The following is a 13,728-nucleotide window of genomic DNA, read 5'->3' as shown; positions in this document are numbered from 1 at the left end:
GAAAATTATGAAAAAGAAAAATTTGATTCTATCTGTTGTAGTTATATTATTAACTACCCTCACCTATGCACAGGAAGAGAAATTCTTTGAAATGGTGGATGATACTAACGAGTATACTATCGTAGAATTGGCTGAAATGGACAGCAGGTTTTCTACGTTTCTAACTTTTCTTAAAGCTTCAGGATTAGATACATCGGTAGAATATGTAGAAGGTTATACTATTTTTTTGCCTACGAATCAGGCTTTCGAAGATATGAAACTAGGAGAGTTGTCTCAACTTACGAATCCTGAAAATAAGATAAAATTAGTAGAATTTGTAAAGCACTATATCATTCCTCAAAAAGTGCTTAAAAATGAGTTTAATAGCTCGCAAGTCATTACGGTTTCTGAAGATAAATCGATTAAAATTAATACTGAGCTGAATGGCCAACATGTGGCCATTGGAGGTGCAAATATCATAGCCAGCGATATCGAATCTAAGAACGGAATTATTCATGTGATCGATCAACTGGTAACCCCAACAGACTATTTTGCTACCAGTTATTAAAAAATAAATTTTAAAACATTCATAAGCTTCCTTACACTAAGGAAGTTTTTTTATGCCTAAAGCTGAATTTATAAATTATCCAGACCAATTTTCAAGTCTGTAATAGTATTTGAATATCTTTACACCTCTAAAGTTATTTTATGGAAAATCTTTTGGTTGCAGAGAACATCTATAAACGATTTGGAGGTTACACTGCACTAAATAATGTATCGATCACCATACCTAAAGGGAGTGTCTTTGGTTTGTTAGGCCCTAATGGTGCAGGAAAAACCACATTCATCAGGATAATCAATCAGATAACGATGCCAGATGAAGGCCAGGTATATCTTGATGGAAGACCTTTGCACCCAGAAGATATACAGCATATTGGTTATCTGCCCGAGGAACGCGGATTGTATAAGTCTATGAAAGTAGGGGAACAGGCGCTCTATTTGGCCAGGTTGAAAGGACTTTCTAAGGCTGAAGCTAAGCAACGATTGCAATACTGGTTTGAGAAACTGGAAATTACCGGATGGTGGGATAAGAAAATTCAGGAACTTTCTAAAGGAATGGCGCAAAAAGTACAATTTGTAATTACGGTGCTTCATAATCCAAAATTGTTAATTTTTGATGAGCCTTTTAGTGGTTTTGATCCCGTAAATGCTAATATCATTAAACGTGAGATCTTAGAATTAAAAGAAAAAGGCGCTACAATTTTATTTTCAACACATCGTATGGAAAGCGTAGAAGAACTTTGTGATTATATGGCGCTTATCAATAAGTCTAATAAATTATTGGATGGTAAGGTTTCTGAAATAAAAAAAGAATATAAAAACAATACTTTTGAAGTAGGATTAGAGTGCGAACACGAAGCAGCTTTAATGGCCGAGCTTCAGGAAAAATTTAAGGTAGGTGCAGCTCATTTTAAGAGTATTAATGATGATCTTAAAGTAAGTATTCAGTTACAACCTCACGAAAATCCTAATGATTTAATTCAGTATTTATTAACCAAAGCAAGGATCAATCATTTTGTAGAAGTGATTCCTTCGGTAAACGATATTTTCATCAAAACGGTTACTCATAATGCGTAGTTTAAAACTTATCATTCAGCGGGAATATTTAGCGAGAGTTCGTAATAAAACTTTTATCGTAATGACATTTCTTAGTCCGCTTATACTGGTAGGAATGTTTGCTTTAATTGCTTATTTAAGTATGCTGAATAGTAGTGAACAGCATATTATTGGACTGCACGATGAAACTGGTTTGTTTCTAAAAGAATTTCAGGATGATGAAAATCTTCAATATTTAAATTTCTCTGATAAAACTTTAGAGGAAGCCAAGAAAATCGTCCGTGAGAGTGAATATTACGGACTTATACATATTCCGAGAGCCGACAATAATTATGATCTTACGGGAAAGGTAGAATTTTTTGGGGAAGAATCTCCCGGTTTGGGAACGGTTCAGAATATAGAAAAAATCATTTCCAATAAATTACAAAGAAATGAGCTGATTCAACGTGGTATAGATGTAGCACAGATCGATGCTGTAAAAACAAAGGTCGATGTAGAAATTCAGAATTTTTCCGGAGAAACAACCTCGAAAATGGCGAATTATCTCCGAATGTTTTTTGGAGGTGCAGCCGGATACTTATTGATGATGTTTATTATCATCTATGGGAATATGGTGATGCGATCTGTTATTGAAGAAAAAACAAACCGAATAATTGAAATTATAGTGTCTTCAGTAAAACCTATACAATTAATGTTAGGAAAAGTACTGGGCACCTCATTGGCAGGAATCACACAATTTACGGTATGGGTCATTTTAGGCGGAATTCTATATACGATAGCCGGATTGTATTTTGGTATTGATTTAATGAATGCACAACCCGGCCAGATAGATACACATCAATTAAATATTCCTGAAGTGAACCAATTGGTTGCCGATGTGCTTAACCTACCAATCTTTAGTTTAATTGTTTATTTCCTGATCTATTTTTTAGGCGGATATTTTTTATATAGTGCAATCTATGCTTCTATCGGTGCAGCGGTAGATAGCGAGACCGATACGCAACAATTTATGCTACCGGTTATTATCCCATTGATGCTTGGGATTTATGTTGGATTTTTTGCGGTAATAGAAAATCCTCATGGGACGGTAAGTACGATTTTCTCAATGATTCCTTTAACTTCTCCTATAGTTATGTTAATGCGTATCCCATTTGGAGTACCATGGTGGGAAATTTCCCTATCTATTCTTATATTGCTGCTAACCAATACGACAGTGGTATGGATAGCAGCAAAAATATACCGTGTTGGTATTTTAATGTATGGTAAGAAAGCTAGTTATAAAGAAATTTATAAGTGGCTTAAATATTAGAATGCAAAACGAAACGGCCAATCAGATTTCAGAAGTATTAGAGCAGGATATTTGGGGAAGTATAAAAGAGTTTTTAAACTTTAACCTGCTTAGTCAACCATTTAAACTCACCGTAGGTGTAGTTTTACTGGTGATTTTTGTATTTATTTTAACCTCTGTTATTCTCAGGCTTATACGTAATTTTATTGCGGGTAAACTTTTAAACGAGGACAAATTAAAGTTTATAAGTGCTTTTAAGTTTGTAAAGTACGTAGTTTATCTTATTGTAATTTTAATTACCCTAAGCTCAAGTGGGGTTGATATTTCGATTTTACTAACCGCTTCAGCCGCTTTATTCGTTGGAGTAGGTTTAGCCTTACAAGAACTTTTCCAGGATATTATAGGGGGGATTTTTATCATTTTAGATAAATCCCTATTGGTAGGTGATATAATAGAAATAGATAATAAAGTTGCCAGAGTTTTCGAAATTAAATTAAGGACAACCAGAGCGCTTACCAGGGATGATAAAGTAATGATTATACCAAATCATAAATTTATAAGTGATACGGTATATAATTATACCCAAAATCATCGTACCACCAGAGAATGTGTAAATGTGGGCGTAGCTTATGGGAGTGATACTCAAAAGGTCAAAACACTACTTTTGGATTGTGTGGATAAGCAAAAAGGAGTGCTTAAAACCCCAAAACCATTTGTGCTTTTTGAAGATTTTGGAGATTCAGCTTTATTGTTTGGAGTGTATTTTTACATCGGTGATAGTTTTACCGATCCAAAAATAAAAAGTGAATTACGTTTTAAAATCGACGATAGTTTTAGGCAAAATGGCATAAGCATCCCTTTCCCACAACGCGATGTTCATTTAATCCATACCCCGAATCAACCAAAAACTGACTAACATGAAAAACACTTTTAGAAGTATTTTAGTGCTATTCTTTTTGCTATTTTTTGGATTCTCGGCAAAAGCACAATTAACAGATCTGGCACGGATAGAATTTACTTATTTTCCCCAATCTGATTCTGATAATTCGTTTAGGAGGTTTAGAACTTTTTTCAATTTTCCCATAAAATTGAAGAAAGAAGGTAGTTATTTAGTGCCAGGGATAGAATATCGAAATGTAAATTTTAAATTTTATGATGATACTTCTTTTGAAACATTTCATTTAGATCGGTTTCAATCCATTACTGCAACTTTAGCTTATGTTTTTCATTTAAACAATGACTGGAGAGTGGGCTTGCAAACAGGGGCAAAGGCAGCTTCTAACTTTTCGACTAACCACCTACTAAGTGATGATATCATTTATGAAGGAGCAGTATATTTTATCAAGATTAAAAAAGGAGAAGATATACTTAAACCAACCCGTATAATTTTTGGATTACATTATTCCACGACTACTGGTTTTCCATTCCCGTTGCCTGTGGCGCATTATTATAAAAAATTTCATCCTAAATGGTCGTATATGTTGGGAGTTCCTAAAACTAACTTAAAATATCACGCTAACAACCGTAATGTTCTGCAGGCTTTTGTAACTTTAGATGGCTTTTATGCCAATGTTCAGGACAATTTTGATATTACCCCGTCAGTTCAGGATAGTACCGCTTTGGCCGATAGTATGTCTATGACCGTCATATTAGCTGGTTTGGGATATGAATATAGCATTACTGAACATCTAGGGCTATATGTTTATGCCGGTCATACAATTATGAATGATATTCGTTTGCGCGATGTAGATAGAAATGATGTTTATACTATTAATTCTGTAAACACATTCTATGCGCGTGGCGGACTTAAATTTAGCGTATTTTAATGTCTAAAATATTATTAATAGAAGATGAAGCAGCCATAAGACGGGTGCTTGTTAAAATTCTAAACGAAGAAAATAAAGATTATAACGTTACCGAAGCCGAAGATGGTTTGGCTGGGATGGAATTAATCAAAAAGGAAGATTATGATCTGGTACTTTGTGATATCAAAATGCCAAAAATGGATGGTGTAGAGGTATTGGAAGCGACCAGTAAAATTAAGCCTGAAATTCCCTTTGTGATGATTTCGGGGCATGGAGATCTTGATACTGCCGTGCAAACCATGAGGATGGGGGCTTTCGATTATATTTCTAAACCGCCGGATTTAAACCGATTGCTGAATGCTGTTCGTAATGCCTTAGACCGAAAACAACTGGTGCAGGAAAATGCGCGGCTTAAGAAGAAAGTAGGCAAAAACTTTCAGATGATTGGAGAGTCTGAAGAGATCAATAGGATTAAGGAAATTATTGAAAAAGTTGCTCCTACAGATGCACGTGTTTTAGTAACCGGGGCTAACGGAACCGGGAAAGAACTTGTGGCGCATTGGATTCACCAGAAAAGTGAACGATCCAAAGGACCGATGATCGAAGTGAATTGTGCCGCGATTCCATCAGAACTTATAGAGAGCGAACTTTTTGGACACGTAAAGGGAGCTTTTACTTCAGCAAATAAAGATAGAGCTGGTAAATTTGAAGCAGCGAATGGAGGAACCATTTTTTTGGATGAAATCGGAGATATGAGTCTTTCTGCTCAGGCTAAGGTGTTAAGGGCTTTGCAGGAAAATAAGATTTCACGCGTTGGTAGCGATAAGGATATCAAGGTAGATGTACGTGTAGTCGCAGCTACCAATAAGGATCTGAAAAAAGAAATTGAAGATAAAAAGTTTAGAGAGGATTTATACCACCGGCTTGCGGTAATTTTGATAGAAGTTCCTTCCTTAAACAATCGTAGGGAAGATATTCCTCTACTGGTAGAGTACTTTTCCGAAAAAATTGCCAGTGAGCAGGGGACAAACAAAAAAACCTTTACTCAAGCGGCGCTTAATCAGCTTAAAGAATACAACTGGACAGGAAATATTAGAGAATTACGAAATGTTGTAGAGCGACTATTGATCTTGGGAGGAGCAGAGATTACAGAGGAAGATGTTAGTCTTTTTGCCAGTAAAGTTTAACAGCCTGAGAAACAAAGTATATTAAAAAGCTAAATCTTAAGATTTAGCTTTTTTCATTCATTGGTATTTATTAATGACAAGCCATCTGTTCCCTGCACTTAAAATCGTAAGTACTGTTCCTCTTTCAATACTTGTAACTTTACTGTTGGTGGTAACATCAAATAAATCATCCCCATCTATAAAAGACAAAGGTTTATCTGAAGTAGTGGGCCAGGATACTAAGATTATAGTTCTTCCTTTATGCTTAGAGGCTTCTGGAAGCTGAACCGAACTTAGATTATCATTTATTCTTAGAATTCCCAGATGATCTTCAATAGTAAATGTTCCCGTAGTACTGGTAGAGGAAACATATGGATAATAGGTAGGTGGTCGCCATCGCATTATTCCATTTTCAGAGAGTGCCAATACCATTTCTTCCTTTGCTTTTTCAGAGGGGAAAACGTATTCTGTGGAAGGAGTAGCTCCAATTCCCAGGCGACCCGCAAAGTAGCCGGCAAAAATATTGGCATTGCGATCACCCTGCGCTTTACTGTAAATTCCGTAAATATTTCCCTGAGCTGTAGAACTTCCAATTTCAGAATACACTCCGTAATTATTGCTTTTTGCTCCGTACGTACGACCTACACGATTAAAAATTCCATAGATATCGTTTGTTCCTGTACTTTGAAATGTTTCATTAAAGATTCCATAATGAATTCCCGATCCGGATCCGCTTACATTGGTTTTAATTCCATATTTTGTACCGTTGGTTAAGCTTCGGTTGATATTTTCGATACCATAAGTCGTCAGGTTATTTTCTTCAGAATTTTGATTGTCTATTTTTATTCCTTTTTTGATATCCTCATCACTATTGGCAACAATGTCAATTTGTAGTTTAGCCTCTATATCATCAGTACCAATACCAATATTACCTTTACGATAAATGGAGGAGGCTATGTTTTCTGGCGAAGTTTCTTTTTTGGCTTCATAAAAATTAGCTTTGGAAGAATTACCCTGAATAGGAAACCAGGAAGATTCTTCAGCACTCCAGAAATAAAATCCCTTTGAGTAATCCGGAATAGTAGTAGCAAGAAAAACCATCATGCCATTTTGATCTGTCGTAGGATCATCTGAGGGAAACCTTGAAATACGAGGAATCAAAATTCCATCGGTATTTAAAGGATCCTCGGTATCTGAACTTTTTATCTCTAACCTTGCCTTTGGCTCTTCTGTATTGATACCTACCTGAGCCGGGGTGGAAAAGACAACTAAAAAAAATGATAATACTGATACATAACTTTTCATAGCAATAAATTTTAGGTTGCTAAAAAGCTAGAGGTTTCTGGGGAACTAATTTTTATTTAAAAATAAAAATTAAAACGCTATGAGTCAATGTTTTATATGTTAATTATAAAGGCGTGTTATGCTAAATCCTTTAATTTATCCTGTAATATCTTAATTTCATCACGTAATCGGGCAGCTTCCATAAAGTCAAGTTCTTTAGCGGCAGTTTCCATTTGTTTACGCTTTTCCCGGATTTTTTTGTCGATCTGAGGTTTTGTTAGATAAGCTCCTTCTTCCTCGGCAGCTTGCATTGGAGGCTTGTTGTCACCTTCAAATATTTCAAGCTTTTTCTTAACAAGCGTAGAAGACTCTAATTTTTTAACCAAAGGCTTTGGCGTAATATTATGAGCTTTATTATAATTCATTTGCTTGGTACGTCGATATTCGGTTTCATCCATGGTTTTTTGCATACTGTCCGTAATTTTGTCAGCATACAAAATTGCTTTCCCTTCTACATTTCTTGCAGCACGTCCTATGGTCTGGGTTAAAGAACGATTACTTCTTAGAAAGCCTTCTTTGTCGGCATCAATTATTGCTACCAGAGAAACTTCGGGGAGATCCAGCCCTTCTCGTAACAGGTTAACCCCAATAAGCACATCAAAAAGTCCACGACGTAAATCCTGCATAATTTCTACACGTTCCAGAGTGTCTACATCACTGTGAATATACCTACAACGAATATCGATCCTGGTCAGGTATTTCGCCAGTTCTTCCGCCATTCTTTTGGTTAAGGTAGTCACTAACGTACGTTCATCCTTTTCAACCCGTATTTGAATTTCTTCGATCAAATCGTCGATCTGGTTTTGACTTGGGCGAACTTCAATCACCGGATCCAAAAGTCCGGTTGGTCGAATTACCTGTTCTACATAAACCCCTTCACTTTTCTGAAGTTCGTAATCAGCCGGAGTAGCACTTACATAAATCACCTGATTTTGAAGTATTTCGAATTCCTCAAATTTCAGCGGACGATTATCCATTGCAGCGGGAAGCCTAAAACCATAATCTACTAAAGTTTCTTTACGGGAACGGTCACCTCCATACATAGCATGAACTTGGGGAATGGTAACGTGAGATTCGTCTACAACCATTAAGAAATCATCCGGGAAGTAATCTAAAAGACAGAAAGGACGTGTGCCGGGTTGGCGACCATCAAGATATCTCGAGTAATTTTCGATACCAGAACAATAACCCAGTTCGCGAATCATCTCTAAATCAAAATTAGTTCTTTCGTCCAGTCTTTTTGCTTCAAGATGTTTTCCGATATCCCTAAAATAGTCGACTTGTTTCACCAGGTCGTCCTGAATGTTTCTAATCGCATTCTGAAGAACATCAGGCGATGTCACGAACATATTGGCAGGATATATATTCAAGCGCTCATATTTTTCGATAACATCATTGGTAGCAGGATCAAAAGCTTCGATATCTTCAATCTCATCACCAAAAAAATGAATTCTGAACGCATTATCTGCGTAACTAGGGAAAACATCAACGGTATCCCCTTTTATTCTGAAATTTCCGTGAACAAACTCAGCTTCCGTTCTGGAATATAAGCTTTGCACCAGGCTGTGCAGAAATTTTGTTCTGGAGATTTCCATATCCCGTTCAATGGAAACCACATTTTTACGAAACTCTACCGGGTTACCAATACCATACAGGCAGGAAACCGAGGCGACCACGATTACATCTCTTCTTCCGCTTAAAAGGGAAGAGGTCGTGCTTAAGCGTAGTTTTTCGATTTCATCATTTATGGAAAGATCTTTTTCAATATAGGTTCCGGAAGAGGGAATAAAAGCTTCCGGCTGATAATAATCGTAATAGCTAACAAAATATTCCACCGCATTATTCGGGAAAAATTGTTTGAATTCTGAATATAACTGTGCGGCAAGTGTTTTGTTATGTGCCAAAACCAACGTTGGTTTTTGTACTTCTTCAATAACATTTGCAACGGTAAAAGTTTTTCCGGAACCGGTCACCCCCAAAAGGGTTTGGAACTGGTCGTTTTTTTCGATTCCGCCAACCAGTTGTTTTATCGCGTTAGGTTGGTCTCCGGTAGGTTTATAGTCAGATTCAATCTTAAATTTCATGCGTTCTTTTTCTTAGCCTTACGAAGTTAAGCAATAAATGTGCCTATTCAAATGCGGCTTAAGAAATAATAGGCTAAAGATTAATAAATGAAATTTTGGAATTATCTGGTAAGTTTAGATATTTTATAATCATTCTTCTTTTCGGCATATTCCTGTTCATTTATATAATCGTTGTTCAATAACCAATGTAGTTGTTGCATGAAAACATCTTCAGGAATATCAGGATCGATTCGCGTATATTTTTTCTTAATTTTCTCTTTTGATATTTTAATAATACGATCGGCAAAATCTTCCACCTTTTGTCGTGATGGACTATCTAAAAAGAATTGAATATTGACCTGGCCACCATGTAAAGTAAGAAAATTATTAAGAGGTGCATAAAAACAGCTTACCCCTAAACCAAATATAAATAAACCACTTATTGCCAATAAAATATTTTCAGAAATTTCACTTTTCTCCTCAAAAAAAGGAGCGATCCAACTGCTAAAAGCAATTAGAAAAAAGAATGATGCAACGATTTTTAATCCGGTTCTGGAATGAGATTCAATATGTTTTTTAGTCCCTATGTGTTCTATGTTGACGGAAAATTCGGTTGTTTTCAGAAATCTTTTCTCCTTGACAATTAACTCACCGTTATTTAGGAATTCAAATTCTTTTCTTCTTAATCCCGATTTCTGAATTAATTTCATAGCTATAAAATATTACAAATCCCTTTTCTTTAATAATGCATAAGAAAAATATACAAAAAGGGCAGTCCAAACCAATACGATAAGAATCTGATACCAATGTATGGCGTAATCTTTCTCGAAAGCAGATCCTAATTGATTTGCAGCAGATTTTACAGCATTAAGTCTTGAAAATGGTTCTTTTACCAAATTACTCATCGATTCTAGTGGAAAAAATTGAACGATTTTATCTGCAATATCAGTGCCCCTAAAAATTCGCCATTTTAGAACCGCGTATAATATACTCTCTACAATCCACCAGATAAACAAAAAACCAAGTGCAAAAGCAGAGCGTTTTACCAAAATTCCCAAAAATAAACAAAAGGCAAAAAATCCGGTCAGTTTTACGAAATAGGCCAGGATATATTCCAGGTCAGAGAATATGATCGAAAACTCGTTATAATCTGAAAAAGAAAGGCCTAATAGCAATGAAACCACAAAAAGGAAGATAGTAGAAACGACAGAAAATACCATCACCGTAATAAATTTCGATAAAATAAACTCCTTTTTTGACAGGCCGTCGATAAGGTTTTGTTTTAGTGTCCTGTTACTATATTCGTTAGACATCATCGAAACGATAACGATAGCTAAAAATAGTTTTAGTGTAGCCGCGATATAGCTGTTAAAATGCCAGATAAACGGAAAGTTGAAAATTCCCTGATCTGCGATTCTAAAATTGACCTGTCCAATGGGGAATTCTATAGATGCGATAAGGGCGATAAACGTGATTAAGATAAAATAGGTGAGAATAAGGATCTTTGATGATCTACTATATCTAAGTTTTAAAAATTCTATATTTAAGAGTCGTAACATTAGGCGCTAGTTTGATTGGTTAGTTGAAGGAATTGTTCTTCCAGGCTTTCTTTTCGTTTTATTAAATAGCTAAGGCTAAGTCCTTTTTCAAAAAGATACCGGTTAATTTCAGATGCGCTCATCGGCTCTTCGATAATCGCAGTAACCAAATTTCCTTTAAGACTTACTTTTCCGATGTAAGGATGCTGCTTTAATAACTGCTCAAGTAATTCGGTATTTTCAGCTTCCAATTCAAAGAAACCATGGCTGGCATTAATACCGTCAACCGGTCCGCTATATAGTTTTACTCCTTTTCTGATGATCACCACATGGCTGCACACTTTTTCTACTTCATCTAAGAGATGCGATGCCAATAAGATAGTTGTGCCATTAGAAGCAATTTTACGAATAATCTCACGAATCTGATGAATTCCCTGTGGATCCAATCCATTAGTAGGTTCATCTAAAATCAAAATTTCAGGATCATTAAGTAGGGCAGAGGCTATGGCTAAACGCTGTTTCATCCCTAGAGAAAAGGTTTTAAATTTACTGTCTTTACGATCCAGCAATCCAACGATTTCTAATTTTTCTTCAACTTTATGTTCTGGTACACCTTTAATTTTACAAACCAATTTAAGGTTTTGTGACGCCGTCATATAAGGATAAAAATTTGGGTGCTCGATGATGGCTCCTACTTTTTTTAAAGCCTCGTGTGTAGATTCGGAGCCGTTAAACCATTTAAAGTCTCCAGAGGTTTTGTTTACCACATTAAGAACCATACCTAAGGTGGTTGATTTACCACTTCCGTTAGGTCCTAAAATTCCGTACACGTTTCCTTTCTCGATCGTAAAGGATAAATTATCTACGGCCTTTAAGGGACCGTAAACTTTTGTTAATTGATTAATGCTAAGGATTGTTTCCAAAATAGATGGTTTCTTTTCTTACACGACGACTAATTTACATTTTTGTTACAGTTTTCCCCTTACTATCTTTATTTTTACTTGATAATTGAGGTTTTAGCTTCTAATTTTTAAAACTTATCTGAAATTGGAATTCTGTTAATCCTAATATTTTAAATACCTTCAGACGTTCTTCAGAACACTTAAAAAGCGCAAGAATATGGAACCTAAACTGATGTCTAAAAAGAAACCTTCTTTTCCTGTAAACGAACGTTTCAATAAATATCTGGCACGTTATAACCGAAACACAAAAATCCCTGTGTTTTATGAAGACTTGTTGCGGTTTTCTGGATCTGTAGTGGTATATGATCAAGATGATGAAGATACCTACTGGGTACGCTGTTATTATCCTGAATTTGAACGACAGGAGATCGACGAAAGCCTAAAGAAGATCTATAATATCTTGCATTCTGATGGTAGCGATGATATGTTGGAGTTTTTGGCTGTTGATGCTATTGATTACTGTACCTTTGGGAATTCTAAACCTTTTCGCATAAAAGTTAGAAATATCCTAAACGATGTTTTTACTTATTTCTATGTTAAAAAGGCAGATGCTTCCCGAATTTACGGCTTAGAATTAGAGCATTTATTATCTCCCCACCGTATTACTTTTTTGGTGTATAAAGACACCTTGATCGAAGCTCATATTGCTGGAATTCCCGGAGATGTTTTTATCGAAGATCATTTGCCAAGATTATCGGAATGGGAAAAAGCGCAAATCGCCAAACAATTCGTAAAGTTTAATGAACGTTGTACGGTTAGGCTTTTGGGCGATATGCGATCGTACAATTATGTAGTGATCCCAACTCACGATTTTGATCATGTCCAATATCAAATACGAGCCATAGATTTTGATCAACAATGTTTTGAAGGGAAATTTAAGGTATATCGTCCACAGTTTTTTAAAGAGAATTATAAGATGGTAAAACTGGTTTCAGAGCGACTTCAATTGTCTTCAATCGAACAATATAGAAAAGAAGAGCGTTCCCTTTTGGCTAAAAGGATGATTAACACCCAGGCACGGTTTAAGCGATTGATTAAATGTATGAGTAACGATCATGTGTCAACCAGAGAAAATGTAAATCAGTTGCGAACTGAGTTATACCATTTTACCAAAGATGTGAAATTTAAACGCGCCAGCACCATGGGACAAATTCTAAGAACTGCGCTAGATTTTGTGCAACGTAATTACGAAGATGTAAATATGAAAAGGTTGTTGCAGTAAAACCTTTCGGTTTTAGATGAATTTCTATTGAAATTTTTTAGTACTGAAAAAGTTTGGGGAAGTCGATAAACCTGAAAAATTATTTAGGTTTGCAGATTTTGATATTTTATTAATGACTCAATAAGAACATCAAATTTAAGCAAACTTTATGGTAAAACTTTACAAATCAATTAAATTATTAAGCGTCATTGTATTAGCATTTACATTTATGAATTGTGCAAATGACGATGAAAACCGAATACCAAACTTTCCAGAATCCAATATGTCATTAATTCATGGTGACAGTCAGAAATCATGGCGTCTAGTAGAAGTGATTGATGACTATTCAGATGAAACTGATGATTTTTTTATTACTGCAGATTGTGTAAGTGATGATGTGTACACATTTATGGCTAATAAAGAAGTAGAAATCACTTATGGAAAAGTACTTTGTTTCGATCATTTAGACGAGGGACTTTTTAGTGCAGATCATGAGCAATTTTCGGCTACTTTAAAAATGATCGGCGATCCTGAAAGTATTTATTTGAGTTTTGGTAGAGGTTATGCAAATGAAGATCATACAGTTTTTGGTTCTACTTTTTCTAGTTATAGATTATCAGAACTATCTGAAGATAGAATGGTGTTCTCTCACTCGAATTCTGGAATTATTGGTGATTATCATGAAGCCTATATCTTTGAAGCTATAGAAGTTTTAGAATAAGTGATAAAAACCAAAGGTCGAAATTGGATAATTTCGACCTTTAT

General features: G+C 35.5%; 13 protein-coding genes. 8 read left to right on the top strand and 5 right to left on the bottom strand.

The window, feature by feature from the left end; genetic code table 11:
* Positions 1-7 precede the first annotated feature (7 nt).
* From ZPR_RS14795 to ZPR_RS14770, 6 genes are all read left to right on the top strand, one after another.
* Entirely contained in the window at positions 8-547 is a 540-nt protein-coding gene (locus ZPR_RS14795; RefSeq protein ID WP_187288238.1) for a fasciclin domain-containing protein, read from the top strand.
* 140 nt (positions 548-687) lie between these two features.
* A complete protein-coding gene (locus tag ZPR_RS14790) occupies positions 688-1,617 on the top strand; it encodes an ABC transporter ATP-binding protein (RefSeq protein ID WP_013072535.1) in 930 nt (309 codons plus the stop codon).
* The gene (locus tag ZPR_RS14785) at positions 1,610-2,905 is read left to right on the top strand and encodes an ABC transporter permease (protein WP_013072534.1); all 1,296 of its coding nucleotides are present in this window, start codon (positions 1,610-1,612) and stop codon (positions 2,903-2,905) included. The genes ZPR_RS14790 and ZPR_RS14785 overlap by 8 nt, the downstream gene beginning before the upstream one ends.
* A 1-nt stretch (position 2,906) precedes the next feature.
* Positions 2,907-3,800, top strand: coding sequence for a mechanosensitive ion channel family protein (locus ZPR_RS14780; RefSeq protein WP_013072533.1), 894 nt, complete (start codon positions 2,907-2,909; stop codon positions 3,798-3,800).
* Position 3,801: 1 nt separating this feature from the next.
* Entirely contained in the window at positions 3,802-4,710 is a 909-nt protein-coding gene (locus ZPR_RS14775; protein ID WP_013072532.1) for a DUF6268 family outer membrane beta-barrel protein, read from the top strand.
* Positions 4,710-5,876: a sigma-54-dependent transcriptional regulator gene (locus tag ZPR_RS14770; RefSeq protein ID WP_013072531.1), complete on the top strand. Its 1,167-nt coding sequence runs from the start codon at positions 4,710-4,712 to the stop codon at positions 5,874-5,876. Before ZPR_RS14775 ends, ZPR_RS14770 begins: the two co-directional genes overlap by 1 nt.
* Positions 5,877-5,933: 57 nt before the next feature.
* Here ZPR_RS14770 and ZPR_RS14765 read toward each other — a convergent pair whose 3' ends face one another.
* From ZPR_RS14765 to ZPR_RS14745, 5 genes are all read right to left on the bottom strand, one after another.
* Positions 5,934-7,160, bottom strand: coding sequence for a hypothetical protein (locus ZPR_RS14765; protein WP_013072530.1), 1,227 nt, complete (start codon positions 7,158-7,160; stop codon positions 5,934-5,936).
* A 116-nt stretch (positions 7,161-7,276) separates the two neighbouring features.
* Positions 7,277-9,283, bottom strand: a complete 2,007-nt coding sequence (gene uvrB / locus ZPR_RS14760) for an excinuclease ABC subunit UvrB (protein ID WP_013072529.1) — start codon at positions 9,281-9,283, stop codon at positions 7,277-7,279.
* 101 nt (positions 9,284-9,384) lie between these two features.
* Positions 9,385-9,972 (bottom strand): hypothetical protein, encoded by a 588-nt coding sequence (locus tag ZPR_RS14755; RefSeq protein ID WP_013072528.1) that lies wholly within the window; start codon positions 9,970-9,972, stop codon positions 9,385-9,387.
* A gap of 12 nt (positions 9,973-9,984) precedes the next feature.
* Entirely contained in the window at positions 9,985-10,821 is an 837-nt protein-coding gene (locus tag ZPR_RS14750; protein ID WP_013072527.1) for an ABC transporter permease, read from the bottom strand.
* Entirely contained in the window at positions 10,821-11,723 is a 903-nt protein-coding gene (locus ZPR_RS14745) for an ABC transporter ATP-binding protein (RefSeq protein WP_013072526.1), read from the bottom strand. Before ZPR_RS14745 ends, ZPR_RS14750 begins: the two co-directional genes overlap by 1 nt.
* 196 nt (positions 11,724-11,919) lie before the next feature.
* On the opposite strand from ZPR_RS14745, the gene ZPR_RS14740 reads away from it, so the two are divergent.
* Positions 11,920-12,984 (top strand): hypothetical protein, encoded by a 1,065-nt coding sequence (locus ZPR_RS14740; protein WP_013072525.1) that lies wholly within the window; start codon positions 11,920-11,922, stop codon positions 12,982-12,984.
* Positions 12,985-13,132: 148 nt separating this feature from the next.
* On the top strand, positions 13,133-13,684 hold the full coding sequence (locus ZPR_RS14735) for a hypothetical protein (RefSeq protein WP_041578965.1): 552 nt from the start codon (positions 13,133-13,135) through the stop codon (positions 13,682-13,684).
* The last annotated feature ends 44 nt before the right edge of the window (positions 13,685-13,728 follow it).

The organism is Zunongwangia profunda SM-A87 (genome assembly GCF_000023465.1).
Classification (GTDB): Bacteria; Bacteroidota; Bacteroidia; order Flavobacteriales; family Flavobacteriaceae; genus Zunongwangia; species Zunongwangia profunda.
The sequence above is the reverse complement of the archived record's forward strand: the minus strand, read 5'-3'. Positions and strand labels throughout refer to the sequence as shown.